This is a genomic window from Reyranella sp., from assembly GCF_965279625.1.
GTDB lineage: Bacteria > Pseudomonadota > Alphaproteobacteria > Reyranellales > Reyranellaceae > Reyranella.
Map to the genome: position 1 here is coordinate 2,564,119 of NZ_OZ257251.1, position 25,098 is coordinate 2,589,216.

The following is a 25,098-nucleotide window of genomic DNA, read 5'->3' on the forward strand; positions in this document are numbered from 1 at the left end:
TCAGCTTTCGAGCGTGATCCAGCGTATCTCGGCGCCCTGGCCCACGGTGCAGAAGCGGCGGCCCTTGACGCGCTTGTTGAGCCCCTGGAGCTGCATGGAATTGTAGATCCAGATGTCGGGCGAATCGGCCATGATCTTGCGGATGGCCTCCTCGTAGAGCGGCTCGCGCTCCTCCTGCTTCACCGCCGCGCGCGCCTTGCGCAGCAGCGCGTCGACCTGATCGTTCTTGTAGTAGGACGAGGCCTTCCAGGTGCCGTGGAACTGGCTGTCGTACATCTGGCCGACCCAGTTCTCCGGATCGACGAAGTAGGTGCTGACCCAATGGACCCACATGTCGGGTGTGGTGTCCGGCTTGGCGGCGGCAGTGGTCAAGTTCGACCAGATGTTGCCCACGACCTTCAGGTTGATGCCGATCTGCGCCAGGTCGGCCTGGAAGAGCTGGGCGCCCTGTACGCTCTGCTCGTTCTCCGACTGCACGTGCAATTCCAGCGGACGCTTCATCGGCGCGCCCTCGGCCACGGCCTTGGCGTAGTACTCCTTGGCTTTCTTCAGATCGTAGTCGTAGCCCTTGGCGTCCTTGGGAATGCCCCACAGGTTCTCGGGCATGGGATAGGGATCGCGCGTGGCGTAGCCGCCCAGGATATCGTTGATGAATCCCATGTAGTTGAAGGCGTGCGCGAAGCACAGGCGCGCGTTGAGATTGTTGAACGGCGGCTTGCTGTTGTTCATGCGGATCACAAAAGTCCGCATCACCACGTCCTTCTGGACGTAGGCGATCTTGGAGGCGTTGATCTGCTCCACCTGGTCGGCCGGCAGGTTGGGATCTGTGCAGTCGAGCGAGCCGTTCAGCAGGGCCAGAACGCGTGTCGAGGTTTCCTTGGTCGGCCGGTAGGCGATCTTCTTCACCGGCTTGGGATTGTGGGACCAGCCGAGGAAATGACCCTCGTTGATCTCCATGTCGAGATACTCGAGCGGCCGGTAGCCGGCGGGGACGATGCGATAGGAACCGGAACCCGCACCGTTCGACGCGAGCCAGGCCTTGCCCCAGTCGCCGTTCTTCACGTTGGGCTCGATCTGACGCGGATTGACGATGGAGATGCTCGGGATCGCCGCGAAGAACGGCGCATAGGAAGTCTCGAGCTTGAACCGCACGGTGAGCGGATCAGGCGCCGTGACATTGTCGGGCTTCAGGATCTTTAGGAACGCGCCGGCCGGCGCCAGTCCCAGCGCCAGCACGCGGCGGAAGCTGTAGACGACGTCTTCCGCCGCCATCGGGCTGCCGTCGTGGAACTTGATGTTCGGGCGGAGCTTGAATTCCCACAGCAGGCCATCGTCGGAGACGGTGTGGCTTTCGGCCAGCCACGGCACGATCTGCGGCGGGTCGTTCTGGTAGCGATAGAGATTGTCGTAGGCATTCAGCATCATCGACTGCATCGGCACGTCGTAGACCTGATGCGGATCGAGGTTCATCGGCAGCGCGAAGCCGCTGACGAAGGTCGAGGCGTCGGCAGCCTGCACGGACCTCATCGTGCCCGCGACGAGAGCGCCGGCGGCAAGCCCAACCGCTTGACGACGGCCGAGCACGAGACCCCGGGCCGTCATTGGGCAGCTCCCGCGAAACGGTCGGCATGGAAGCGGCTGATCGGCTGCGGCAGCCCGAGATTCCCGCGCAAGGTCATGGCTTCGTACTCCGTTCTGAACAGACCCCGGCGCTGCAGTTCGGGGATCACGAGGTCGACGAAATCGGTGAGCGATCCCGGCAGCCAGGCGGGCATCACGTTGAACCCATCGCAGGCACCGTCCTTGAACCAGTGTTCCATCTCGTCGACGACCTGCGACGGCGTACCGATGGTGAGCACGTGACCGCGCGGCCCGGCATTGGCGAGGCAAAGCTCCCACAAAGTGAGATTGTCGCGGCGCGCCTGGTCGAGCAGGAGGCGCTGGCGGCTGAGCGGCCCGTTGGTGTCGGGCATCACGGGCACCGGCCCGTCGAGCGGCAGCTTGTCGAGATCGTGCACGCCGATCGTGTGTTCCAGCACGGCGAGACCGACGCTGGGATGGATCAGCGACTGCAGGTACTCGTACTTCTCCTGCGCCTCCGAAGCCGTCGGCGCGACCACCGGATAAAGACCGGGCATCACCAGAACCTCGGCCGGCGAGCGGCCATAGCGCGGCAACCGCCCCATCACGTCGCCGTAGAATTCCTTGCCCTGCTCGAAGGTGGTCTGCGCGGTGAACACCAGCTCGGCGAGGCGCGCGGCGACATCTCGGCCTGTGCCAGAAGCACCCGCCTGTACCAGCACGGGCCGCCCCTGCGGCGAGCGGGCGACGTTGAGCGGCCCGCGCACCTGGAAATGCTTGCCCTTGTGATGCAGTGGATGGAGCTTCGACGGATCGAAGAAGACACCCGAGTCCTTGTCGCGAATGAAAGCGTCCTCGTCCCAGCTGTCCCACAGACCGGTGACGACCTCCGCGAACTCGATGGCGCGCTCATAACGGTCTGCATGCGCGGGATGCTGTTCGAGGCTGTAGTTGAGCGCATCGTCCTCGTTGTTCGAGGTGACGAGATTCCAGCCGGAGCGGCCGCCGCTGATCTGGTCGAGCGAGGCGAACTGGCGCGCCAGCGTATAGGGTTCGTTGAAGGTGGTGGTGGAGGTGGCGACGAGGCCGAGATGTTTGGTGACCGCGGCGAGCGCCGACAGGATGGTCATCGGCTCGAATTTGACCACCTTGCCCATTCGGCCACGCGACTCGGGCGTCCCCGACAGGCTGACGGCGGCCGTGTCGGCCAGGAAGAGAAAGTCGAACTTGCCACGCTCAGCGGTCTGGGCGACCTCGACCGCGTCGGCAAAACTCGCGCCCGAGTGGAAATGCGCTTCCGGATGACGCCAGGCAGCGACGTGCTGACCGGTCTCATGGACGAAAGCGCCGAGATGCATCATCCGGCGTCGAGTCTCTTGAGGCACGCCTCGCTCTCCCGTTCGGAACGCTGAAGGTCATTCCGGAGAACGCAAGCGTCATGCCAAGCCCTGCCACCCATCGGCTCGCGACAGCGCACACATGACGCGCTGCGCTCTCTGCACCCTGGCCGAGCGGTGCCAGCGATCAGGCGTCGACGTCGGGATAGCGGCGCTTGGCGCGGCGCATGAATCCCGCGAAGATGTCGTCGTACGGCGTCTTCTCGTGAGCGTCGGCCAATTTGGTCAGGCCCTTCAGCACGACCTGCTCCTCCGCCGGCATCTCCGACATGATCTTCTCGGAGATGGGCTGGACGCCGGCCGGATTGGCCAGCGCGCGGACCTGGATGCTGCAGGCCTTCTCGAAGAAGTAGAAATAGAAGAACGCCTCGCCCATGGTGGCGCCGACGCTCAGCGTGCCGTGGTTCCTGAGGATCAGGACTCGGCCATCCGGTCCCAGCGCCTTGGCGGAAGCCTCGCCTTCGCCCGGCAGCACGACGATGCCGTCATAGTCGAGGTAGCGGACCTTCGGGTAGACCATCGCGCCGTCCTGCGTCAGCGGCTGGAAGCCGCCCTTCATGGCGCCGACCGCCGCGCCGTCCAGTGTATGGGCATGGATGATCGCGTTGACGTGCGGCGAGGTGAACATGATGCCGGAATGCAGGTTGAAGCCGGCCTGGTTCAGCTCGTAGCCGTTCTCCGTCAGGATCTTGCGGTTCTTGTCGACCTTCACGAGGCTCGACGCGGTGATCTCGTCGAAGGCGAGGCCGAATGGATTGAGCAGCAGCGCGTCGGGTTCGCCGGGCACGCGGGCCGAGATGTGACCGAAGATCGACAGTTCGTAGCCCATTTCGAAAGCGGCCCGATAGGCCGAGGCGAGCTGGACGCGGACGGCCCACTCCTCCGCTGAAACCTTCTCCTTTAAGCTGACGATACTCACTGGCTGCTCCTCGCTGGCTTATCGGGCTGAGCGCGCGTCTTAGCGACACGTCATTGCTACTGCAAATGAGGAATGACGGTCCGAGAGCGAGCTCAAAGAACTGGCACGCTTCCTGCTGTATAAACTTGTATAGACAGGCTAAAGGCAAAGCATGCAGATCAGCCCCTCTCGCTCCGAAACGGACGACTGCGCAGAGCGCTACCGCCAGGATGGCGTCCTCCTGCTGCGCGGGGTTTTCGACGCCTGGATCGAGCCACTGCGGACCGGCATCGACGCGCTGATGGCCAATCCCAGCCCGCTCGAACGGACCGTCCGGCCGGCCGATGGCTCGGCACCCTTCTTCCAGGATTTGTGCAACTGGCAGCGCATCCCGGAATTCGAGGCCTTCGTCTACAAGTCACCCGCCGCGGAGATCGCCGCCCGCCTCATGGGCTCGCGCACCGCCCGCTTCTTCCATGACCATGTGCTCGTGAAGCAGCCCGGCGGCAGCACGGTTACACCCTGGCACCAGGACCAGCCCTATTACTGTGTCGAGGGCCAGCAGAGCGTCAGCTTCTGGATCCCGCTCGATCCCGTGCCGCGCGATGTCGTGATGGAGTGCATCAAGGGCTCGCATGCCTGGGGCAGGGGCTTCCGCCCCATGCGCTTCGACGGCACGCGGCTCTATGCCGACGACGATTTCGAGGCGATGCCCGATATCGACGCCATGCGCCCGACGCTCGACATTGCGGGCTGGGACATGCAGCCGGGCGACGCCATCGCCTTCAACTTCCGCACGGTCCACGGGGCGCCGGGGAACCAGTCGCCGCGCGCGCGTCGCGTCTTCTCGGCGCGCTGGGTCGGCGACGACGCGGTCTTCGCCCGGCGCGCCGGCCGGACCTCACCGCCCTTTCCCGACCTCAGGCTCGAAGACGGCGAACCGCTCGATGCGCCGATCTTTCCCGTCGTCTATCGTTCGTAACTCTCACTGCAAACGGAGCTCTTCAATGGCCAAGTTCTCAGCATTCGCCGCCGTGGTCGCGGCGGCCGCCGCCGTCGCGGGCGGCGCGTCGGTCGCCCTGGCGCAGGACACCAAGGTCGCCATCGGCATTTCCGGCTGGACCGGCTTCGCGCCGATCACGCTGGCCAAGGAAGCAGGCATCTACAAGGCCAACGGCCTCGACGTCACGATCAAGAAGATCCCGCAGAAGGACCGCCACCTCGCGATCGCCTCGGGCGATCTGCAGTGCGCCGCCACGACGGTCGAGACCTGGATCGTGTGGAACACCAATGGCATCGCCACCACCCAGCTCTTCAAGATGGACCAGGGCATGGGCTCGGACGGCATCGTCGCCCGCAACGACATCTCCAAGGTCACCGACCTCAAGGGCAAGACCGTCGCCGCCTCGGCGCCGGGCACCAACCCGCACTTCACCCTGGCCTGGATCCTGAAGAAGAACGGCATGTCGCTGAAGGACGTGAAGCTCGTCACCCTCGAGCCGGCGCCCGCCGCCAATGCCTTCGTCACCGGCAAGGACCTCGACGCCGCCGTCACCTACGAGCCCTATCTCAGCCTGGTGCGCGACAAGCCCGAAACCGGCAAGCTGATCGCCGATTCGCTGCAGTACCCGATGGTGTTCGACTCCTTCGGCTGCACGCCGAAGTTCATCAAGGAGAACCCGAAGGCCGTTAAGGCGCTCACCGAGAGCTACTTCCAGGCCCTCGACATGATCGAGAAGGACAAGCAGAAGGCCTTCACGATCATGGGCGCCGACGTGAAGCAGACGGCCGAGCAGTTCGAGAAGTCGCAGGCCAAGATCAAGTGGGCCGACCGCGAAGCCAACAAGAAGTTCTTCAACGGCGAGATCCAGGCCTTCAACAAGGAAGCCGCCGAGCTGCTGCTCGAGATCGGCGTGATCAAGAGCAAGCCCGACAACATGGATACGCTCTTCGACACGACGTACATCAAGTAACGCTTCGTCCGTCCTTTCCGTTACCGGGAGGGGCTATCGCATATGAGTCAAAGGTCCTTCGCTACGCTCAGGATGACACCGGGTTTTGGTTCGGCGCACTGCGCAGATTTCAACAACAGTGTCATCCCGAACGAAGTGAGGGACCTTTCCTTCGGGCGGCAGGCAATCGTCGGCGAAGACGTCGACACCTTCCCCGTGCAAGCGGGCAGGAAGTTTTGAGAAGATTCGCATGAAATTGCTGGTTCCCGTCAGACGGGAGAATCGCATCGTCCTCGGCGTGGCGTTCTTCATCGTCTTCGTCGCGCTCTGGTTCCTGATCACCTGGACCGGAGCGGTGCCGAAGCACTTCCTCGCCTCGCCGTGGCAGACGCTGGTCTCGGGATGGGATCTCTTTGCCACCCAGGGCTTCACCAACGACGTCGGCATGACCATCTGGCGCGTCGTCGGCGGCTTCTTGCTGGCCGCCGTCATCGCCGTTCCGCTCGGCATCGCGATGGGCGTCTACAAGCCGATCGAGGCCTTCTTCGAGCCGTTCGTTTCCTTCGCGCGCTACCTGCCCGCTTCGGCCTTCATCCCGCTGCTGATTCTGTGGGTCGGCATTGGCGAGGCGCAGAAGCTCACCGTCATCTTCATCGGCTGCTTCTTCCAGCTCACTCTCATGATCGCCATGATCGTGAGCGGCACCCGCCGCGACCTGGTGGAAGCCGCCTATACGCTGGGCTGCAAGGATAGCGGCGTGATCCGCCGGGTCGTCCTGCCCGGCGCCGCCCCCGACATCGCCGAAGCGCTGCGCCAGGTGCTGGGGCTGGGCTGGACCTACATCATCGTCGCCGAGCTGATCGGCGCCTCCTCGGGCATCGGCCACATGATCACCGACAGCCAGGCGCTGATGGCGACCGACCACATCATCGCGGGCATCGTGGTGATCGGCCTGGTCGGGCTGCTCTCGGACCTGGCGTTCAAGAGAGTGAACCAGCACCTCTTCTCGTGGAGCCTGCTGCGATGAGCCGGCTGTCGATCCGCGACGTCTCCAAGACCTTCCCCGGCCACAGGCGCACTGCGCCGGCGACCCAGGCATTGCTGCCGATCGGCCTCGAGGTCGCCGACAACGACTTCATCACCGTGCTGGGGCCGTCGGGCTGCGGCAAGTCCACCCTGTTGCGCCTGGTTGCCGGCCTGGAGACGCCGACGACGGGCGAGATCCGGCTCGACGGCACCAAGATCGTGGGGGCGGGCGCCGACCGCGGCGTGGTGTTCCAGAGCTACACGCTCTTCCCCTGGCTCAACGTCCGCCAGAACATCTGCTTCGGCCTGCGCGAGAAAGGCATGAAGCTCTCGGAGCAGCGCGAGATCAGCGACCGGTTCATCGCCCAGGTCGGCCTGCGCGGCTTCGAGGATCACTTTCCCAAGCAACTCTCGGGCGGCATGCAGCAGAGGGTGGCCATCGCCCGCGCGCTGGCCAACGATCCGAAGATCCTGCTGCTCGACGAGCCGTTCGGCGCGCTCGACAACCAGACGCGCGTGCTGATGCAGGAGCTGCTGCTCGGCATCTGGGAGCAGGCCCAGAAGACGGTGATGTTCATCACCCACGACATCGACGAAGCCATCTTCATGGCCAGCCGCGTCGTCGTGTTCAGCGCCCGCCCCGGTCGCATCAAGGCCGAGATCGAGGTTGGGTTCCCTCATCCTCGGCACTACACGATCAAGACGTCGCCCGAATTCATGGCGCTCAAGGCCCGTCTCACCGAGGAGATCCGGGTCGAAGCCATCGCCGCAGCGCACTGAGGGACCGATGGAACCGACCGCGCTCTACCAGCAGGTCGAGGACTATATCGTGCGGCATATCCAGGACGGCACGTGGCCGCCCGGCCACCGCCTGCCCTCGGAGCACGAGCTGGTGAGCCGGTTCGGCATGTCGCGCATGACCGTGAACCGGGCGCTGCGCGACCTCGTCCAGCAGGGACGGATCGTGCGGATCGCCGGCGTCGGAAGCTTCGTCGCCGAGGACAAGCCGCAATCGACCCTGCTGCATATCGCCAGCATCGCGCGTGAGGTGCGGCAGCGCGGTCACGACTATCGTTGCGCGCTGCTCTCGGCGGACCGCGTGGCGGCGCCGGGCGACATCGCCGCCTGGCTCGGCCTGCGTTCGGGGCAGTCCGTCTTCCATTCGGTGTGCCTTCATCTCGAGAACGAGGTGCCGGTCCAGTTGGAAGATCGCTACGTCAATCCGCAGGTCGTGCCGGACTTCCTCGATCAGGATTTCGGCGACACCCCGCCGGGCGAGTACCTAGTGCAGAACGTGCCGTTCGACGAGATCGAGCATGTCGTGGATGCCGTGCTGCCGACGCCTGAACAGGCGAACCGGCTGCAGATCGATCCTGCGGAACCCTGCCTGATGCTGACCCGCCGGACCTGGACGCGTACGACACCGGTCACGATGGTGCGTTGCCTGCACCCGTCTTCAAGATACAGGTTGGGCTGTCGCTTCGACGCCGTCGGAAATCAGCGATTTGGTTGAAGTGCCTCGGCGGCGGTATGCGCCGCCCACGACCGGGACGCCTGTTGCGCCCACAGCGCCCGCTTCAGCGCGGCTTCGAGCTGCTCGCGTGCAGCCTTGCTGGCCGGTTCGGCCTGATCTTCGGGATGCAGATGATCGCGGGGCATGCGGACCAAACGCCGCCACCCGCGATAAAGTTGCATCAAGCGATCAGGTCGTCTTGAGCTTCATTCCCGGCGGCGGCACCGCAGCTTCCGGATCCACGGCGCGGATAACGTAAGCCTCGGCTTCGGGCTCGTATTTCGACCAGAGGCGGGCGAGTTCGGCGATCGGCTGCGGATGGTCGTCGATACGCAGATCGACATAGGGAAATGACTCCCGGTCGACCACGACCAAGGCGGCCGAGTTGACAGGCTGATACTCACCGCCTGCGGCTTCGCCTGCCGCGAGCGCATCGAGCAGGCGGCGCGCCAGCGACTGGTCGGGAGACGCCTCGAACGCGCCGACCATGGCCTGCGGCAGTGACGCGGAGCGCACGATGTTGGCGATGGCGGCGCAATCCTTCCCTTGGGCCTCGCCGCGTTCGGCCCGAACATTGGCGCCGGAATAGACGGCGGTGCGGCCGGCCGCATCGATCAGCGCCAGTTGCCGCCACTGCCGGTGCGGCGTGGCCGCGACCACGGCCTGCATCGCTTCGGGCGCGGAGAAACCATGGGCCAGCAGATCGAGAGCCAGCGGCCCCAGCCTGGGATCGGTGCGATGCTGAGTGAGCGCCGCGCCGATGCCGGCCCGCGCGTGCGAACAGCGTGACCCGACCGAGATCGACGAGGTGGTCACGACGGCACCCAGCATGCCGGTCCGGGCACAGCGTCCGACGAGCGAGAAGGTCATGTGGAGGCTCCGCAGTCTCTTCGTCTCAAGTTGACCAAGCCTACCTCATCCTGAGGAGCCGCGTGCAGCGCGGCGTCTCGAAGGATGGGCAACAAACGAAGTGCTCGTGCCCACCCTTCGAGACGCGGTCCGGCGGACCGCTCCTCAGGGTGAGGACGTTGTTGATCGCTCGCCAACACACTCGCTCCTAAAGACTCGGCAGATTGAGCCCCTTCTCGCGGGCGCAGTCGATGGCGTCCTGGTAGCCGGCATCGGCGTGGCGCATGACGCCGGTCGCCGGGTCGTTCCACAGGACGCGTTCGATGCGCTTGCCCGCTTCGGGCGTGCCGTCGCAGACGATGACCATGCCGGCATGCTGGGAGAAACCCATGCCCACACCACCGCCATGATGCAGCGACACCCAGGTCGCGCCCGAGGCGCAGTTGAGCAGCGCGTTGAGCAGCGGCCAGTCGGATACGGCGTCGGAGCCGTCCTTCATCGCCTCGGTCTCGCGGTTCGGGCTGGCGACAGAGCCCGAATCGAGATGATCGCGGCCGATCACGATCGGCGCCTTGAGCTCGCCCTTGGCCACCATCTCGTTGAAGGCGAGTCCGAGACGATGACGGTCGCCCAGCCCGACCCAGCAGATGCGCGCCGGCAGGCCCTGGAACTTGATCTTCTCGCGGGCCATGTCGAGCCAGTTGTGGAGATGCTTGTTGTCCGGCAGCAGCTCCTTCACCTTCGCGTCGGTGCGATAGATGTCCTCGGGATCGCCCGAGAGCGCGGCCCAACGGAACGGCCCCACACCGCGGCAGAACAGCGGACGGATGTACGCCGGCACGAAGCCGGGGAAGCTGAAGGCATCGGCGACGCCCTCTTCCAGCGCCACCTGGCGGATATTGTTGCCGTAGTCGACCGTCGGAACGCCGAGCTTGTGGAACTCGAGCATGGCGCGCACGTGACCGGCCATCGACTGCTTCGCGGCCTTGGCGACGCCCGCCGGATCGCTCGCCCGCTTGGCTTCCCAGTCGCCCAGCGTCCAGCCCCTGGGCAGGTAGCCGTTCACCGGATCGTGGGCCGAGGTCTGGTCGGTCACGCAATCGGGGCGCACACCGCGCCGCAGCAGTTCGGGCAGGACGTCGGCGGCATTGCCCAGCAGGCCGACCGAGACCGCCTTCTTCTCCGCTACCGCCTTGCCGATGATCGCGAGCGCATCGTCGAGATCCTTGGCCTGGACGTCGAGATAGCCGGTGCGCAGGCGCATTTCGATGCTGCTCGGACGACATTCGATGGCGAGGCAAGAGGCGCCGGCCATCGTCGCCGCCAGGGTCTGCGCCCCGCCCATGCCCCCCAGGCCCGCGGTCAGGATCCAGCGGCCGGCAAGGCTGCCGCCATAATGCTGGCGCGCCATCTCGACGAAGGTCTCGTAGGTGCCCTGAACGATGCCCTGGCTGCCGATGTAGATCCACGAGCCGGCCGTCATCTGGCCGTACATCATGAGGCCCTTGCGATCGAGCTCGTTGAAATGCTCCCACGTCGCCCAGCGCGGCACGAGGTTGGAGTTGGCGATCAGCACGCGGGGCGCATCGACATGGGTGCGGAACACGCCGACCGGCTTGCCCGACTGCACCAGCAGGGTCTCGTCGGCCTCGAGCTTGCGCAGCGCAGCCACGATGCGGTCGAAGCTTTCCCAGTCGCGCGCGGCGCGGCCGATGCCGCCATAGACGACGAGCTCGCCCGGCTTTTCGGCGACGTCGGGGTCGACGTTGTTCATCAGCATGCGCAGCGGCGCCTCGGTAAGCCAGCTCTTGGCCGTGAGCTCCGTGCCGTGCGGCGCGCGGATGGTACGGGCATTGTCGATGCGGTTCATGGTGTCTCCTGAAGGGCGGGCAGGAAGCCGGGGCCGACGGTTGCGACGAGGGTGCCACTGGCGACGAGAGAAGTGGCCTTCTCCATGTCGGGATGGAAATGGCGGTCGTCTTCGAGATGCGGCACGTCGCGGCGCAGCAAGGTGCGCACCGCTTCGAGCGGTGGACTGGAGGCCAGCGGCCGGTGGAAGTCGCAGCCCTGCGCCGCCGCCAGCAACTCGATGCCGATCACCGACGAGACATTGGCCGCCATGTCGAGCAGCCGCCGCGCGCCGTGCGCGGCCATCGAGACATGGTCTTCCTGGTTGGCCGAGGTCGGAATCGAATCGACGCTGGCGGGATAGGCGCGCTGCTTGTTCTCCGACACCAGCGCTGCTGCCGTGACCTGCGGGATCATGAAGCCCGAGTTGAGGCCCGGCCGCGGCGTCAGGAAGGCCGGCAGGCCCGACAGCGCCGGATCGACCAGCATGGCGATGCGGCGCTCGGCCAGCGAGCCGATCTCGCACAGCGCCAGCGCGATGATGTCGGCGGCGAAGGCGACGGGCTCGGCGTGAAAGTTACCGCCCGACAGCGCTTCGTCGGGATCGGTGAAAATCAGCGGATTGTCGGTGACGCCGTTGGCTTCGGTTTCCAGCGTGGCCGCGGCCTGGCGCAGGATGTCGAGCACGGCGCCCATGACCTGCGGCTGGCAGCGCAGGCAGTAGGGATCCTGCACCCGCTCGTCGCCCACCAGATGCGAGGCGCGGATCGCCGAGCCCGTCATCAGGCGGCGCAGCGCCTCCGCCGTCGCGATCTGTCCCGCGTGACGGCGCAATTGATGGATGCGTGGATCGAAGGGGGCGTCCGAGCCGCGCGCGGCATCGGTCGAGAGGGCGCCGGTCACCAACGCCGCGCCGTGCAGGTTCTCGGCCTCGAACAGGCCGGCCAGCGCATAAGCGGTCGAGAACTGTGTGCCGTTCAGCAGCGCCAGCCCTTCCTTGGCGCCCAGCACGAGCGGCTTCAGCCCGAGATCGCCCAGCGCCTGCGCGGCCGGCACGACCTCGCCATCGACCAGAAACGAACCGACGCCGATCATCGCCGCGCTCATATGGGCGAGCGGCGCCAGATCGCCCGAGGCGCCGACCGAACCCTGGCAGGGGACGACGGGCGTCAGCCCTTCCGCCAGCATCGTCTCGAGCAGCCGCACCGTCGCGGGCTGTACGCCCGACGCGCCCTGCGCCAGGCTGCCGAGCTTCAACGCCATCATCAGCCGCACCACCGGCACTGGCATCGGCGCGCCGACACCGGCGGCGTGGCTGAGCACGATGTTGCGTTGCAGGGTCTCGAGATCGGCGGCCTCGATGCGGACGCTGGCCAGTTTTCCGAAGCCGGTGTTGATGCCGTAGACCGGCTGCCCCTTGGCGAGGATCGACGAGACTGCCCGCGCCGACCTCTCGATCGCCTCGTAGGAAGCGGGATCGAGTCTCACCGCGGCACCGCGATAGATGTCGCGCCAAGCCGAAAGAGGAACCGTTCCCGGCGTGATGACGATCGCCTTCATTTGCCCCTCCACACCCGTGCGTGCAGCGGATTGAAACCCATGCGGTAGACCAGTTCGGCCGGGCGCTCGATGTCCCAGATGGCGAGATCGCACCATTTGCCCGCTTCGAGCGTGCCGGCGCTGTCGAGACAGCCCAGCGCCCGCGCCGCCTCGCGCGTGACGCCCGCGAGGCATTCGTTGACCGTGAGCCGGAACAGCGTCGCGCCCATGTTCATGGCCAGCAGCAGCGAGGTGAGCGGCGAGGTGCCGGGATTGCTGTCGGACGCCAGCGCGATCTTTACACCGTGCTGTCGCAGCAACCCGACCGGCGGTTTGTGTGTCTCGCGCACGAAATAAAAGGCGCCGGGCAGCAGCACGGCCACGGTGCCGGCCGCCGCGAGCGCCTTCACGCCCTGTTCATCGACATGTTCGAGATGATCGGCCGACAGCGCGCCGTAGCGGGCCGCCAGGCTCGTCCCGTGCAGATTGGAGAGCTGCTCGGCATGCAGTTTGACACGGAGGCCCTTCGCCTTCGCCGCCTCGAACACCCTTTCGAGCTGTTGCGGCGTGAAGGCGATGCCCTCGCAGAAGCCGTCGACCGCATCGGCCAGCCCGGCTTTGGCGACGGCCGGCAGCATCTCCTCGCAGACCGTGGCGATATAGGCATCCTTGTCGCCGTTCGCTTCCGGCGGCAGCGCATGCGCGCCGAGGAACGTCGTTGTCACCGAGAGCGGCCGCACCTCGCCGATGCGGCGCGCGGCCCGCAGCGACTTCAGTTCGCTGGCGAGGTCGAGCCCATAGCCCGACTTGATTTCCATCGTCGTGACGCCCTCGGCGATCAGCGCATCGACCCGTGGCAACGCACTGGCGACCAGCGCCTCCTCCGTCGCCGCGCGGGTCGCCCGCATGGTCGAGACGATGCCGCCGCCGGCGCGCGCGATCTCCTCGTAGCTGGCGCCGGCCAGACGCAGCTCGAACTCGTGCGCGCGGTTGCCGCCATAGACGATATGGGTGTGGCAATCGACCAGGCCCGGCGTGATCCAGCGGCCGGCACAATCGATCGTCTCGGCGGCGTCGAGCGACGGCGCATCGGCCACCGCACCGGCAAACACGATGCGGCCGTCGCGCGCGGCGACAAGGCCGTCTTCGACGAGGCCCAACCCCTCGCCGGTCAGGGTCGCGAGGCGTGCGTTCTTCCAGAGGCGGTCACATTGCATGCGGCCCTTATTATGACTATACATAATAATATGTCCAGAACCGCCCTCTGGTTCCGCTCCCTGCTCCTGCCCGACGGCTGGGCCGACGGCGTGCGCGTGGTGATTGTGGATGGCCGGATTGAAAGCTTGATGAAGGACTCTCCCGCCGAAGCGGGGGACGAACGCCACGAAATCGGACTGCCGGGCCTGCCCAACCTGCACAGCCACGCCTTCCAGCGTGGCATGGCAGGGCTCACCGAGCGCCGCGGCCCCACGCAGGACAGTTTCTGGACGTGGCGCGAGGCGATGTATCGCTTCGTCGACCACATGGGCCCCGAGGAGGTCGAGGCGATCGCCGCCCAGGCCTTCCTGGAGATGCTCGAATGCGGTTTCACCCGCGTCGGCGAATTCCACTACGTGCATCACGATCCGGCCGGCGCGCCCTATGCCGACATCGCGGAACTTGCGACGCGCATTGCCGCCGCCGCGGGCGAAACCGGCATCGCGCTGACCCTTCTCCCCGTCTTTTATCGTCACGCCGGATTCGGCGGCCTGCCGGCCGCCCCCGGCCAGCGGCGCTTCGTCAACGACATCGACCGTTACGCAAGATTGATCGAGGCGAGCCGCAGATCCGTCTCGTCGCTGCCGGACGCGCTGGTGGGCATCGCCCCGCACAGTCTGCGCGCGGCAACGCCCGAGGAAATCGCGACGATCTTGCCGCTGGCAGATGGCGGCCCCGTCCATATTCACGTCGCGGAGCAGCCGAAAGAGGTCGAGGATTGCCTCGCCTGGTCGGGCAAGAGGCCGGTCGAGCTTCTGCTTGACCGCCTGCCGGTCGACGAACGCTGGTGCCTCGTCCACGCGACACATGTCACCGAGTCAGAGAGCAACGTCATCGCGGCGCGCGGCGCCGTGGTGGGCTTGTGCCCGATCACCGAAGCCAATCTAGGCGACGGTCTCTTTCCCGCCCAATCCTTCCTGGAACGCGGCGGCCGGTTCGGCATCGGCTCTGATTCCAACGTCCTGATCGACGCCGCCGAGGAGCTGCGCCTTCTCGAGTATGGCCAGCGCCTTTCGCTGCGGACACGCAACGCGCTGGCGCGGGCTGCGACACCGTCGGTCGGACGCAGCCTGTTCGACACGGCCCTGGCCGGCGGCGCCCAGGCGCTCGGCGCGCCGTCGGGCATTGCCGTCGGTCACCCTGCCGACCTGGTGAGCCTGAAGGCCGACGACAATGCGCTCGCCCATCGCCACGGCGATCAATGGCTCGACGCCTGGATCTTCGCCGGCGGCCGCCGGACCGTGGACTGTGTTTGGCGGGCTGGCGCCAAGCTCGTGACTGGCGGCCAGCACATCCATCGCGAGTCGATCGGCCGGCGCTATCGTCAGGCGCTTCAAAAGGTACTGCACCCATCGTGACCGCGGCGCCGCAGTCCCTGCATCAGAAGATCCTCGGCGACCTGCAGGGCAAGATCCTGTCGGGCAAGCTGGCCCCGGGTGCCCGCATCGCCACCGAGCACGAGCTGGCCGAGGCCTACGACTGTTCGCGCATGACCGTGAGCAACGTGCTGGCCAAGCTCGCGCGCGCCGGCCTGGTCGAGCGCCGTCGCAAGGCCGGCACTTTCGTCACGCGGCCGCAGTCGCAGGCGGCGGTCCTCGAGATCCACGACATCAAGGCGGAGGTGCAGGCGCTCGGCCAGGCCTATCGCTTCGAGCTGGTTACCCGCGACACAAGGCGAAGCACCGCACCGGATCGTGAGCGGCTTGTGTCCAAATCCGCCGGCCGGGTCGTCGAACTCGTCGTCCGCCATTTCGCCGGCGACAGGGTCTTCTGCCTGGAACAGCGTCTGATCAATGCCGAGGCAGTGCCCGAGGCGGCTCATGAGCCCTTCGATGATGTGGCGCCCGGCCGGTGGCTGCTCGACAGCGTGCCTTGGACCGCGGCGGAGCATCGCATCGGCGCTAGCAGCGCCGGCAAGGAGAGGGCTGCACTCCTGTCGGTGCCCGCGACGACGGCCTGCCTGATCGTCGAACGCCGCACCTGGCGGGCCGCCCTGCCCGTCACCCATGTCCGGCTCACCTATCCCGGCGACTCGCACCAGCTGGTCGCGCGCTTCACGCCGGCCCAGACCTGAGCGCCCCCACGTTTCCCCGGTCCTGAATGGCCCGTATCGTGCTCCGAGGCGGCGGAAGCCACTATTGGAGCGTCGAGTATGTCGGAAAGCGGCTGGCAGGTCGGAATCGACATCGGTGGAACTTTCACCGATCTGGTAGCCCTGTTGCCGTCCACCGGCGACTTGCGCTCGATCAAGGTGCCGACCCAGCGCAACGATCCCGTCGCCAGCATCCGCGCCGCCCTCGCGGCGGCCGACCTGTCCGCCGAACGCGTGGACGATCTCGTCCATGGCACCACACTGGTCACCAACGCGATCGTCGAGGACAGGGTCGAGCCCGTCGCCCTGGTGGCGACCGAGGGCTTCGAGGACGTGCTCGATATCGGCCGCGCCGGACGTCAGCATCTCTATCGGCTCGACCTGCTGCCGCGACGCGAGGCGCAGGTGCCGCCCGAGCGCCGCATCGCCCTGGCTGAGCGCGTCGACTTCACCGGTGCTGCGGTGCTGACGCCCGACACCGCCGCGATCGACGCGGTGGTGAGGCAGGCAAGGGCGATGGGCGTCGAGAGCATCGCCGTGTCGCTGCTCCACGCCTATGCCAATGCCGACCATGAGCGCGCGGTCGGCGCGGCCCTGGCCAAGGCCTTTCCGTTCGTCTCCCTCTCCCACGAGGTCAATCCGGAGACGCGCGAATTCGAGCGCACGGCGACCACGGTCCTCAACGCCTCCGTCATGCCCATCGCGGCGCGCTACCTCGATCGGCTGCAACGCGAAGTGAGAGGCGCCCGCCTGCACGTCATGCATTCGGCGGGGGGCATGGCCTCGCCAGAAGCTGCGGCGAAGCGGCCGCTGTCGATGGCGCTATCCGGCCCGGCGGCCGGTATCTCGGCGGCGGCCAGCGTCGCGGCATCGCTCGGCCTGGAGAAGGTGCTGACCTTCGACATGGGCGGCACGACGACCGATGTCTGCCTGATCCTGGGCGGCACGGCCGAGATCTCCACCGATTCCAAGCTCGCAGGCCGGCCGGTGCGACAGCCGATGGTCGCCGTCGAATCGATCGGCGCTGGCGGCGGCTCGCTGGTGACACTGGGGACCGGCGGCCTGTCGATCGGCCCGCAGAGCGCCGGCGCGGAACCGGGTCCCGCGGCCTACGGAAGGGGCGGCACGCTGCCGACCGTTACCGACGCCAATGCGGTCCTGGGCTATCTCGACCCGACGAAGCGTCTGGGTGGCGCGATCTCGCTCGACGTCGCCGCGGCCGAAGCGGCCCTCGCGCCGCTCGCCGCGCGTCTCGGTGTCGGCATCGTCGAGCTGGCGCTCGGCGTGCAGCGCGTCGCCAACGCCGCCATGGTGCGGGCGCTGGCGCGAGTCACGGTGGAGCGTGGTGTCGATGGACGCCAGTGCACGCTGCTTGCCTTCGGCGGTGCCGGCCCGATGCATGCGGCACGGCTCGCCCGCGAATCCGGCATCGGCGAGATCGTCGTGCCGCGCTTCTCCTCCGGCTTCTCCGCGCTCGGCTGCATCGTGGCCGACATGAGCTACACGCAACAGCAGGCGGTACGACTGCTCAGCGCGCACTGGGATGCCGCCCGCTTCGCCACGCTGCACGATGGCATGCTCGCCACGCTGACGGCGCCGCTCCACAGCCATGGCCATGGGGCGGATGAGATCACCGTGGAGCGCACCGCGCTCGTCCGCTACGTCGGCCAGAGCTACGCCGTCGAGGTCCCCTTCACCCTACCGCTCGACCTCGAGCGCCTCGGCCGCGACTTCCGCAAGCGCCACCATGAGATCTACGGCTACTCGACCGACGAGCACTGGGAGATGCAGAGCCTGCGCATGCGCGCCCTCGTCGCGCGACGCACGACGTTCGGACCGCTCGACATCGCCGGCGCAAGCGCCGTGCCGACCTCGGTCGCTCCCTGCTGGTTCGACCCCGCCGCGCCGCATCCCACGCCGCGCTACGATCGCGACCGGTTGCCGACCGGCGTCCGAATCGCCGGTCCCGCGATCGTCGAGGATGCCTGGTCGACCATCGTGGTGCCGCCCGGCTACACGCTGAGCTCGGATACGATGGGCCATCTCTGGATTCGCGAGGATGCACGATGAGGAACAGCGTCGATCCCTTCACCGTCGAGGTCATCCGTCATGCGCTGACGGCCGCGGCGGAGGAGATGTCGTTCGTGGTCATGCGTTCGGCCCGCTCGCCGCTGCTGCGCGAGGCCGGTGACCTGTCGTCTGCGCTCACCGACCACAAGGGCGACCTGATCGCCCAGGGCCGCGACATCCCGATCCATCTCGGCGTCATGAGCTTCACCGTGAAGAAGTTCCTCGAACGCGTGCCGGCCGAGCGGCTGCGGCCGGGCGACGTCTGGTTCCTCAACCTGCCCGAGGTCGGCGGCAACCATCTGCCCGACGTGAAGGCGATCCGGCCGATCTTCCTCGAAGGCCGCCTGTTCGCCTTCGCCGTCAGCCTGGCCCATTGGGGCGATATCGGCGGCGCCTGGGCCGGCAGCTATTTCGCCGCCGCGACCGAGACCTGGCAGGAGGGCGTGCGCATCCCGCCGCTGCGCCTGTTCACCGCCGACGGCATCGACGAGGAGAAGCGCGACTTCCTGCTGGCCAATCTGCGCGGCCCCGCCGAACGCGAGGGCGACCTGATGGCCCAGATGGCCTCGACCCGCGCCGCCGAAGGAAGGTTGCTGCGGCTGGGCGAGGAGCATGGTGCCGCCACCCTGCGCGCCGCCCTGGACCGGCTCGACGACCTGTCCGAGGCGCAGATGCGCGAGGCCATCGCCGGCCTGCCCGACGGTGTCTACGAGGGCGAGGATTTCCTCGACGACGACGGACCGGGTGGACAGCCCGCTGCGATTCGCGTGCGCGTGGCGATTTCGGGCGACACCGCGAAATTCGATTTCTCGGGCACCGACGATGCCGTCGCCGGGCCGCTCAATACGACGCCGTTCGTGGCCATGGCGGCGGTCTACTACGCCATCAAGGCGGTCGCCGGCCCCGAGATCCAGCCCAATGGCGGCTGCTATCGCCCGCTGGAGATTCGCACACGGCCGGGCTCGATCCTGGAACCCGGCATCGACAAGCCGGTGGTCGGCGGCAACCACGAGACCTCGCAGCGCGCCGTCGACGCCATCATGCGCGCCTTCGAGAAGGCGGTGCCCGAACGCCTCACGGCGGGCGGCTCAACCACGGCCGGCCTGCTGATCTTCGGCGGCACGCGGCGCGACGGCGCCATCGGCACCTTCTACGAGACCCATGGCGGTGGCGAAGGCGCGCGCACGGAGCGCGACGGCGCGCCGGTGGTGCGCGTCCATCTCACCAACACGATGAATACGCCGGCCGAGATCGTCGAGGCGGAGTACATGATCCGGGTCGACGAACAGCGGCTGCGGCGCGGCTCCGGCGGTGCGGGCAGGCATCGCGGCGGCGATGGCATGCGCCGCGCCTATACCGTCATGGCCGACGGGCTCTCCCTCACCACCATGTTCGAGCGCAGGGTGATCGCACCTTACGGGATGCAGGGCGGCGCCGACGGCGCGCCGTTCCGGGTGACCCTGCATCGCGCCGCCGGTGGCAGCCGCGATCTGTCGGGCAAGGAGAACCTCGCCCTGGCCCGGGGCGACCGCATCGTCATGGAAACGTCGGGCGGCGGCGGCTACGGCGCGCCCACACAGGAGTGAACTCATGACTTCAGCGAAGGAAGCCCTGCTGCTGCGCCGCGCCGGCGCCTGCCCCGTGTCGCGCATCTCGCCGGGCGACACCAACAAGTTCGTGATGCTGGTCGATCCGCTCTCCGACCGCACTCCCTTCGTGTCGGCCGTCGAGATTTTCGAGGTCGGCGGCAAGACACCGCCGCACTCCCATGCGACGGCGCACGAGATGTTCTACGTGCTGAGCGGAAGCGGCCGTTGCCGCTGCGACGACGGCAGCCTCCACGAGATCACCCAGGGCGATGCGCTGGTGCTGCCGCCCGGCCTGGAACACGTGATCGAGAACACAGGCACCGAGCGGCTCTATTGCCTCACCGTGATGGTGCCCAACGAAGGCTTCGCCGAAATGATCCGCAACGGCCAGCCGATGGCCCTCGACCAGGCTGACCGCGCCGTCGTCATCGGCGCCTCGGACTCCTAGTCACCTTCCTGTAAGACGGGGAGGTGCAGAGAGAGGCTATACGCTCGTCTTCAGGCCCTCGTCAGCCGGCTCCGGTCCAGTTCGACCTGCTTGACGTCGTAGGCCAGCAGCGACTGCCAGTGCCGCTGCAGGTCGCCGGCGAACAGGCCGCGCGTCACGCCGGCCGCCACTTTAGGCACGGCCGCGGTCATGGCGTTGATGCTGCTGCCCGACGGGCCGAAGCTCAAGGTCGCGCCGATGCCGAAGACATGGATGTCCGCGAGCCATGGCGCCTCGCCCGGCACGCGCTCGAGCAGGCAATAGTCGTGACCGAGATAGGGATAGGCCGCGAGCAGCGGATCCTCTTCGCCGGGCGGCGGCGTGTAGCGGTCCCGCCACAGCGCGATCTTGTCGGCGAAGGAGGCGAGTTCCGGCCGCTGCGCCACGTCCTGGCGGATGCCGGTGCCGCAGATCGCATAGTCGGCATGGAACGGCCCGCGCGGCGTGTCGATGCGGATGCGGTCGCCTTCCATGCGCGCATCGGTCCAGGGCCGGTCGACCTGCATCGTGAAGTCGGGAAAGGCGATGACCCGCTTGTAGGTGTCGGTCGGAAAACCCTCGCGGGCGCCGAGGATGTTGCCCATGATCCGCCAGCGCCATTCGTCCGGCATCTCGCCGATATGCTTCAGGAAGCCCGCGAAGGTCAGCCAGCGATAGCGCTGCACCACCGACGGCTCGGCGCGGCGGCAGAAGAGATGCACCGTGGCGCCGTGCTCCAGCGCCACGGCGGCATTGTCCATGGCCGAGGCGCCGGCGCCCAGCACCGCGACGGTACGGCCGCGCAACCGCTCGAAGTCGATCATCTCGCAGCTATGGGCGCGGCGGTCCTGCGGAAGCGCGCGCACGAAATCGGGCATCCACCATTCGCCGGTGCCGTCCTGGCCGGTCGCCAGCACCAGCTTGCGGGCGGCCAGGACCTCGCCCGTCGACAGGGTCACCAGCAGGCAGCTGCCGCCATCGTCGAGCCGGCCGGGCGCAATCGCCGTGGCGGCCACGTCATTGCGCACCGGAATGTCGAGCACGCGACGATACCATTGCAGGTAATCGTGCCAGGCCTTGCTGGGAATGAGGTGCAAGCCGGCAAAGCTGCCCGGGCCCTGGACCGCATCGTACCAGGCCTCGAAGGTGAGGCTCGGCATGCCGAGATCGGGACCGGTCTGGTCCTTGGGGCTGCGCAGGGTCGGCATGCGCGCGAAGGTGACCCAGGGCCCTTCCTTTCCCTCCGGCGCGCGATCGATCAGCAGGATGTTGCGCACGCGGTCGCGCATCAGCGCGAAGCCGATGCAGAGGCCCGACTGTCCCGCGCCGACGATCAACACATCGAGCGCCGGCTCGCCCTGATACAGGCGCGGCACCATCCATTCCGTGCGCGGATGCGCCGTCATCTCGAGGTCCCGTTTCACGCGGGCTTCGAGGGAAGAGAGATCGCCTGCAGTCATGACCTCACGCCGTCTTCAATAGCTCTTTACGCTGCGGATCGAAATACGGCACGGCCTCGAGCAACATGCGCGTATAGGTCGCCTGGGGTCGCTGGAAGACCTCCTGGCTGCGTCCCGCCTCCACGACCTGGCCGGCCTGCAGCACGACGAGATCGTCGCACAACATGCGCACGACGTTGAGGTCATGGCTGACGAACAGCAGGCCGATCCCGTCCTCCCGCCGCAGCCGGTCGAGCAGTTGCAGGATCACCGCTTGGACCGACACGTCGAGCGCCGCCGTCGGCTCGTCCAGCACCAGCAGGCGCGGTCTCGGCGCGACAGCGCGGGCGATGCCGACCCGCGCCTTCTGGCCGCCGGAAAGCTGGTGCGGGAAACGCTGCAACAGATCCATCGGCAGGCCGGCGCGTGCCGCGGCCTCACGCACGCGCGTCTGCAGCACCGCCCCGTCGCGCAGGCCTTCGAGCCGGCGCAGCGGATAGGCGATGCTGTCGAATGCCGTATGCCGCGGGTTGAGGCTGTCGTTGGGATCCTGGAACACGATCTGGATGTCCCGGCGGCGCGGCGATTGATGGAATTCGCGCGCCGGCACGCGGGCGATCGATTCGCCGTCGAACACGATGTCGCCGTCGTCCGGATCGATCAGCCGGCAGATCAGGCGCGAGAGCGTGCTCTTGCCCGATCCCGATTCGCCGACCAGGCCGAGCGCGCCGCCCTGCGGGATCTTGAACGAGACATCGTCCACCGCGCGGGTCGGCCCGCCGAACGACTTCACCACATTCACGAGTTCGAGGAGCGGCGGCGTGCCCGGCCCGTGCTCGCGCGGCACCGTGACGACCGGCGCCGCGTCCCGCGCCAGACCGGGCGGCGCCAGGTCGGCCAGGGTCGACCGCCGGGTCGGCGACGCCGCCACCAGACGCCTCGTATAGGGATGGGCGGGTGCTTCGAACAGCGCCACGGTCTCGCCCTGCTCGACCACGCGCCCTGACTCCATCACCGCGATGCGATCGCACCAGCGCGCGGCCAGCCCGAGATCGTGGGTGATCAGGATCATGGCCATGCCGCGCTCCGCCTTGATGCGGGCCAGCAGCTCCATCACCGTCTGCTGCGTCGTGACATCGAGGCCCGTCGTCGGCTCGTCGGCGATCAGCAGGACCGGCTCGCAGGCGATGGCCATGGCGATCATGACCCTCTGGCACATGCCGCCCGACAGTTCGTGCGGATAGGCGCCGAGCCTTGCCTCGGGATCGCGGATCAGCACGGCGCGCAGCAGGTCGAGCGCCTGCGCCCGTGCATTGGCGCGCGACAGCCGGCCGTGCGCGGCCAGCACGTCGACGATCTGCTGCTCCACAGTGCGGATCGGGTTCAGCGCCGCGCGCGGGTTCTGGAAGATCATCGACAGGGCCGAGCCGCGCAGCCGCCGCAGATCGGCGTGCCCGGCATGGGTGATGTCGCGGCCTTCGAAGAGGACGCGTCCTCCCGTGATCTTGCCCGCCCGATCGAGCAGCCGCATGACGGCGAGCGAGGTCACGGACTTGCCCGACCCGCTCTCGCCCACGACGCCCAGCGTCTCGCCCGCCGCCAGCGCGATATCGATCCCGTGCAGCGCGGTGACGGTGCCATGGCGGGTCGAGAAGGCAACCTGCAGGTTCTCGACCTGCAGCAGCTGCGCGGTCATGTGCGCATCCGCGGGTCGAGGATGTCGCGCAGCCCGTCGCCCAGCAGATTGAAGCAGAGCACCGTGAGCATCAGCGCGAGGCCGGGCATCGCGACCAGCCACCACTTGCCGGTGGTGATGAAGCGCGCGCCTTCGGCGACCATGATGCCCCATTCCGGCGTCGGCGCCGTGACGCCCAGCCCGATGAAGGAGAGGCCGGCCGCATTGAGGATCGCCCAGCCGAGGTTGAGCGAGATCTGCACCGCCATGGCCGGCAGGACGTTGGGCAGCAGGACGCGCAACACGACCGATAGATGGCTGTCGCCGCAGGCCCGCGCCGCCTCCACCCAGCCGGCGTTGCGCCGCACGTTCACCTCGGCGCGCGCGAAGCGGATGTAGAAAGGCAGGTTGATGACCGCGGTGGCGATGACGATGTTCTCGACGCGGTTGCCCAGTGCGGCGACCAGGGCCATCGCCAGGACGAACAGCGGAAAGGCCATGAGCACGTCGACGAAGCGGCCGACCCAGCGGTCGAGCCGCCCGCCGCGATAGCCGCAGAAGCCGCCGATGACGGCGCCCGCGACGAACGACAGGCTGACCGCCGAGACCGCGATCATCAGGTCGATGCGAGCCGCCCAGATGATGCGGCTCAGGATGTCGCGCCCGAGCTGATCGGTGCCGGCGAGGTGTGCCCACGACGGCGGCTGCAGGGCCTGCGGCACGTTGGAAGCCACGGGATCGTAGGGCGCCAGAACGGGGGCGAGGATCGCGATCAGGACCAGCATCAGCGTGCCCGTGGCCGCCAGCGCCGTGACCGGGTTCGAGCGCAGCACATAGATGATGTGGCGGCCGGTCGAGGAGGAACTGAGGGCGAGATCGCTCATGCGACGGAGACCCGCGGATCGGCGATGCCGTACAGCACGTCGATCGTGACGTTCACCATGACGAAGATCATGGCCATCAGCAGCACGAAGGCCTGCACCGGCGCATAGTCGGAGGCGAGCAGCGCATCGAGTGCGTAGGAAGCGACGCCGGGCCAGGAGAAGACCTTCTCGACCAGCACGTTGGCCCCCAGCATGGTCGAGAACACGATGCCGGTGATGGTCAGCACCGGCAGCAGCGCGTTGCGCAGCGCATAGGCCACGATGATGCGCAGCCGCGACAGGCCCATCGCGTGCGCAGTGCGGATGAAGTCGCTGCCCAGCACCGCCAGCATCGAGGCCCGCGTCATGCGCGCCAGTGGCGCCAGGACGAACAGCGCCATGGTGCAGGCCGGCAGCAGGAGCTGAGAGAAGGCGGCCCACCACCCTTCCCAATCGCCCTTCAGGGCGAAGTCGATCAGGAAGAAGCCGGTGATGTCGGGCGGCGCCCCGGCGAAGATGTCGATGCGACCGGTGGGATCGGGCGCCCAGCCCAGCAGGTAGTAGAAGGCGTAAATGAGCAGCAGCCCCGACACGAAGGTCGGCACGCAGACTCCCAGGGTACACAACATGCGCACGATATGGTCGATCGCGGTGCCCGGCCTGAGCGCCGCCGCGACGCCCATCGGCACGGAGAAGATGAGCGCGATGAACAGCGCCGTGCAGGTGAGTTCGAGCGAGGCCGGCAGGCGGCGGGTCATGTCGACCACGACCGGTTGCCCCGTGGTCATCGAGCGGCCGAGATTGCCGGTGGCGACCTCACCCAGATAGCGCATGAGCTGGACGGGGATGGGACGGTCGAGCCCCATGCTCCGGCGCAGCTCCTCGATCTCCTCCTTGCCGGCAGAGGGACCGGAAGAGAAGAACACCGCCGGATCGCCCGGCAGGACGCGCATCAGCACGAAAGTGACCACCACCACGCCGAACAGGGCCGGGATCGACGCCAGCAGGCGTCGACCGACCCGGCGCAGGATCCCCGCCAGCATG

At 67.4% G+C, this 25,098-nt stretch carries 22 protein-coding genes; 10 read left to right on the top strand and 12 right to left on the bottom strand.

Annotation, left to right across the window (positions count from 1 at the left end):
* From ACQY78_RS12560 to ACQY78_RS12570, 3 genes are all read right to left on the bottom strand, one after another.
* Entirely contained in the window at nucleotides 1-1,602 is a 1,602-nt protein-coding gene (locus tag ACQY78_RS12560; protein WP_428686018.1) for an ABC transporter substrate-binding protein, read from the bottom strand.
* Entirely contained in the window at nucleotides 1,599-2,966 is a 1,368-nt protein-coding gene (locus ACQY78_RS12565) for an LLM class flavin-dependent oxidoreductase (protein WP_428686019.1), read from the bottom strand. Before ACQY78_RS12565 ends, ACQY78_RS12560 begins: the two co-directional genes overlap by 4 nt.
* Before the next feature lie 139 nt (nucleotides 2,967-3,105).
* Nucleotides 3,106-3,897, bottom strand: coding sequence for a class II aldolase/adducin family protein (locus tag ACQY78_RS12570; RefSeq protein WP_428686020.1), 792 nt, complete (start codon nucleotides 3,895-3,897; stop codon nucleotides 3,106-3,108).
* A gap of 151 nt (nucleotides 3,898-4,048) precedes the next feature.
* Here ACQY78_RS12570 and ACQY78_RS12575 point away from each other — a divergent pair, with 151 nt between their 5' ends.
* The 5 genes from ACQY78_RS12575 (at nucleotide 4,049) to hutC (ACQY78_RS12595) (ending at nucleotide 8,367) form a co-directional block, all read left to right on the top strand.
* Nucleotides 4,049-4,858, top strand: a complete 810-nt coding sequence (locus ACQY78_RS12575; protein ID WP_428686021.1) for a phytanoyl-CoA dioxygenase family protein — start codon at nucleotides 4,049-4,051, stop codon at nucleotides 4,856-4,858.
* A gap of 25 nt (nucleotides 4,859-4,883) precedes the next feature.
* Nucleotides 4,884-5,849, top strand: coding sequence for an ABC transporter substrate-binding protein (locus ACQY78_RS12580; RefSeq protein WP_428686022.1), 966 nt, complete (start codon nucleotides 4,884-4,886; stop codon nucleotides 5,847-5,849).
* A gap of 229 nt (nucleotides 5,850-6,078) precedes the next feature.
* Nucleotides 6,079-6,855, top strand: coding sequence for an ABC transporter permease (locus ACQY78_RS12585; protein ID WP_428686023.1), 777 nt, complete (start codon nucleotides 6,079-6,081; stop codon nucleotides 6,853-6,855).
* The gene (locus ACQY78_RS12590) at nucleotides 6,852-7,634 is read left to right on the top strand and encodes an ABC transporter ATP-binding protein (protein ID WP_428686024.1); all 783 of its coding nucleotides are present in this window, start codon (nucleotides 6,852-6,854) and stop codon (nucleotides 7,632-7,634) included. Before ACQY78_RS12585 ends, ACQY78_RS12590 begins: the two co-directional genes overlap by 4 nt.
* A gap of 7 nt (nucleotides 7,635-7,641) precedes the next feature.
* Complete coding sequence (hutC, locus tag ACQY78_RS12595) at nucleotides 7,642-8,367, top strand: histidine utilization repressor (protein ID WP_428686025.1); 726 nt, start codon at nucleotides 7,642-7,644, stop codon at nucleotides 8,365-8,367.
* Here hutC (ACQY78_RS12595) and ACQY78_RS12600 read toward each other — a convergent pair.
* The 5 genes from ACQY78_RS12600 to hutI all read right to left on the bottom strand — a co-directional run bounded on the left by ACQY78_RS12600 (nucleotide 8,352) and on the right by hutI (nucleotide 13,820).
* Nucleotides 8,352-8,513 carry a hypothetical protein gene (locus ACQY78_RS12600; RefSeq protein ID WP_428686026.1) on the bottom strand — a complete coding sequence of 54 codons (162 nt, stop codon included), beginning with the start codon at nucleotides 8,511-8,513 and terminating at the stop codon, nucleotides 8,352-8,354. The genes hutC (ACQY78_RS12595) and ACQY78_RS12600 overlap by 16 nt on opposite strands.
* A 43-nt stretch (nucleotides 8,514-8,556) precedes the next feature.
* Nucleotides 8,557-9,237 (bottom strand): DUF1028 domain-containing protein, encoded by a 681-nt coding sequence (locus ACQY78_RS12605; protein WP_428686027.1) that lies wholly within the window; start codon nucleotides 9,235-9,237, stop codon nucleotides 8,557-8,559.
* Nucleotides 9,238-9,424: 187 nt separating this feature from the next.
* Nucleotides 9,425-11,086 carry a urocanate hydratase gene (gene hutU, locus ACQY78_RS12610; protein WP_428686028.1) on the bottom strand — a complete coding sequence of 554 codons (1,662 nt, stop codon included), beginning with the start codon at nucleotides 11,084-11,086 and terminating at the stop codon, nucleotides 9,425-9,427.
* On the bottom strand, nucleotides 11,083-12,624 hold the full coding sequence (gene hutH, locus ACQY78_RS12615; protein ID WP_428686029.1) for a histidine ammonia-lyase: 1,542 nt from the start codon (nucleotides 12,622-12,624) through the stop codon (nucleotides 11,083-11,085). The genes hutU and hutH overlap by 4 nt, the downstream gene beginning before the upstream one ends.
* Nucleotides 12,621-13,820, bottom strand: coding sequence for an imidazolonepropionase (gene hutI / locus ACQY78_RS12620; protein WP_428686030.1), 1,200 nt, complete (start codon nucleotides 13,818-13,820; stop codon nucleotides 12,621-12,623). Before hutI ends, hutH begins: the two co-directional genes overlap by 4 nt.
* Nucleotides 13,821-13,850: 30 nt before the next feature.
* Between hutI and ACQY78_RS12625 the strand changes: the two genes are divergently transcribed.
* The 5 genes from ACQY78_RS12625 to ACQY78_RS12645 all read left to right on the top strand — a co-directional run bounded on the left by ACQY78_RS12625 (nucleotide 13,851) and on the right by ACQY78_RS12645 (nucleotide 20,059).
* On the top strand, nucleotides 13,851-15,218 hold the full coding sequence (locus ACQY78_RS12625; protein ID WP_428686031.1) for a formimidoylglutamate deiminase: 1,368 nt from the start codon (nucleotides 13,851-13,853) through the stop codon (nucleotides 15,216-15,218).
* Nucleotides 15,215-15,934 (top strand): histidine utilization repressor, encoded by a 720-nt coding sequence (hutC, locus tag ACQY78_RS12630; protein ID WP_428686032.1) that lies wholly within the window; start codon nucleotides 15,215-15,217, stop codon nucleotides 15,932-15,934. The genes ACQY78_RS12625 and hutC (ACQY78_RS12630) overlap by 4 nt, the downstream gene beginning before the upstream one ends.
* Nucleotides 15,935-16,012: 78 nt before the next feature.
* Nucleotides 16,013-18,022: a hydantoinase/oxoprolinase family protein gene (locus tag ACQY78_RS12635; RefSeq protein ID WP_428686033.1), complete on the top strand. Its 2,010-nt coding sequence runs from the start codon at nucleotides 16,013-16,015 to the stop codon at nucleotides 18,020-18,022.
* Nucleotides 18,019-19,608: a hydantoinase B/oxoprolinase family protein gene (locus tag ACQY78_RS12640; protein WP_428686034.1), complete on the top strand. Its 1,590-nt coding sequence runs from the start codon at nucleotides 18,019-18,021 to the stop codon at nucleotides 19,606-19,608. Before ACQY78_RS12635 ends, ACQY78_RS12640 begins: the two co-directional genes overlap by 4 nt.
* A 4-nt stretch (nucleotides 19,609-19,612) precedes the next feature.
* A complete protein-coding gene (locus ACQY78_RS12645) occupies nucleotides 19,613-20,059 on the top strand; it encodes a cupin domain-containing protein (RefSeq protein WP_428686035.1) in 447 nt (148 codons plus the stop codon).
* Between the two features lie 50 nt (nucleotides 20,060-20,109).
* Here the strand turns inward: ACQY78_RS12645 and ACQY78_RS12650 are convergent, their stop codons facing one another.
* The 4 genes from ACQY78_RS12650 to ACQY78_RS12665 are packed head-to-tail and all read right to left on the bottom strand — an operon-like array spanning nucleotide 20,110 to nucleotide 25,097.
* Nucleotides 20,110-21,537, bottom strand: coding sequence for an FAD/NAD(P)-binding protein (locus ACQY78_RS12650; protein WP_428686036.1), 1,428 nt, complete (start codon nucleotides 21,535-21,537; stop codon nucleotides 20,110-20,112).
* Between the two features lie 4 nt (nucleotides 21,538-21,541).
* The gene (locus ACQY78_RS12655) at nucleotides 21,542-23,212 is read right to left on the bottom strand and encodes a dipeptide ABC transporter ATP-binding protein (RefSeq protein WP_428686037.1); all 1,671 of its coding nucleotides are present in this window, start codon (nucleotides 23,210-23,212) and stop codon (nucleotides 21,542-21,544) included.
* Nucleotides 23,209-24,075 carry an ABC transporter permease gene (locus ACQY78_RS12660; protein WP_428686038.1) on the bottom strand — a complete coding sequence of 289 codons (867 nt, stop codon included), beginning with the start codon at nucleotides 24,073-24,075 and terminating at the stop codon, nucleotides 23,209-23,211. The genes ACQY78_RS12655 and ACQY78_RS12660 overlap by 4 nt, the downstream gene beginning before the upstream one ends.
* On the bottom strand, nucleotides 24,072-25,097 hold the full coding sequence (locus ACQY78_RS12665; RefSeq protein ID WP_428686039.1) for an ABC transporter permease: 1,026 nt from the start codon (nucleotides 25,095-25,097) through the stop codon (nucleotides 24,072-24,074). Before ACQY78_RS12665 ends, ACQY78_RS12660 begins: the two co-directional genes overlap by 4 nt.
* Between the last annotated feature and the right edge of the window lies 1 nt (nucleotide 25,098).

What these genes read in the sequence shown, in the direction of transcription:
- ACQY78_RS12575 (WP_428686021.1), top strand. Translation starts at nt 4,049, where the DNA reads ATGCAGATCAGCCCCTCTCGCTCCGAAACGGACGACTGCGCAGAGCGC.
- ACQY78_RS12635 (WP_428686033.1), top strand. Translation starts at nt 16,013, where the DNA reads ATGTCGGAAAGCGGCTGGCAGGTCGGAATCGACATCGGTGGAACTTTC.
- ACQY78_RS12665 (WP_428686039.1), bottom strand. Translation starts at nt 25,097, where the DNA reads ATGCTGGCGGGGATCCTGCGCCGGGTCGGTCGACGCCTGCTGGCGTCG.
- hutI (WP_428686030.1), bottom strand. Translation starts at nt 13,820, where the DNA reads ATGCAATGTGACCGCCTCTGGAAGAACGCACGCCTCGCGACCCTGACC.
- ACQY78_RS12590 (WP_428686024.1), top strand. Translation starts at nt 6,852, where the DNA reads ATGAGCCGGCTGTCGATCCGCGACGTCTCCAAGACCTTCCCCGGCCAC.
- ACQY78_RS12655 (WP_428686037.1), bottom strand. Translation starts at nt 23,212, where the DNA reads ATGACCGCGCAGCTGCTGCAGGTCGAGAACCTGCAGGTTGCCTTCTCG.
- ACQY78_RS12640 (WP_428686034.1), top strand. Translation starts at nt 18,019, where the DNA reads ATGAGGAACAGCGTCGATCCCTTCACCGTCGAGGTCATCCGTCATGCG.
- ACQY78_RS12585 (WP_428686023.1), top strand. Translation starts at nt 6,079, where the DNA reads ATGAAATTGCTGGTTCCCGTCAGACGGGAGAATCGCATCGTCCTCGGC.
- ACQY78_RS12580 (WP_428686022.1), top strand. Translation starts at nt 4,884, where the DNA reads ATGGCCAAGTTCTCAGCATTCGCCGCCGTGGTCGCGGCGGCCGCCGCC.
- hutU (WP_428686028.1), bottom strand. Translation starts at nt 11,086, where the DNA reads ATGAACCGCATCGACAATGCCCGTACCATCCGCGCGCCGCACGGCACG.
- ACQY78_RS12605 (WP_428686027.1), bottom strand. Translation starts at nt 9,237, where the DNA reads ATGACCTTCTCGCTCGTCGGACGCTGTGCCCGGACCGGCATGCTGGGT.
- ACQY78_RS12645 (WP_428686035.1), top strand. Translation starts at nt 19,613, where the DNA reads ATGACTTCAGCGAAGGAAGCCCTGCTGCTGCGCCGCGCCGGCGCCTGC.
- ACQY78_RS12625 (WP_428686031.1), top strand. Translation starts at nt 13,851, where the DNA reads ATGTCCAGAACCGCCCTCTGGTTCCGCTCCCTGCTCCTGCCCGACGGC.
- ACQY78_RS12600 (WP_428686026.1), bottom strand. Translation starts at nt 8,513, where the DNA reads ATGCCCCGCGATCATCTGCATCCCGAAGATCAGGCCGAACCGGCCAGC.
- hutC (WP_428686025.1), top strand. Translation starts at nt 7,642, where the DNA reads ATGGAACCGACCGCGCTCTACCAGCAGGTCGAGGACTATATCGTGCGG.
- ACQY78_RS12560 (WP_428686018.1), bottom strand. Translation starts at nt 1,602, where the DNA reads ATGACGGCCCGGGGTCTCGTGCTCGGCCGTCGTCAAGCGGTTGGGCTT.
- ACQY78_RS12650 (WP_428686036.1), bottom strand. Translation starts at nt 21,537, where the DNA reads ATGACTGCAGGCGATCTCTCTTCCCTCGAAGCCCGCGTGAAACGGGAC.
- hutH (WP_428686029.1), bottom strand. Translation starts at nt 12,624, where the DNA reads ATGAAGGCGATCGTCATCACGCCGGGAACGGTTCCTCTTTCGGCTTGG.
- ACQY78_RS12660 (WP_428686038.1), bottom strand. Translation starts at nt 24,075, where the DNA reads ATGAGCGATCTCGCCCTCAGTTCCTCCTCGACCGGCCGCCACATCATC.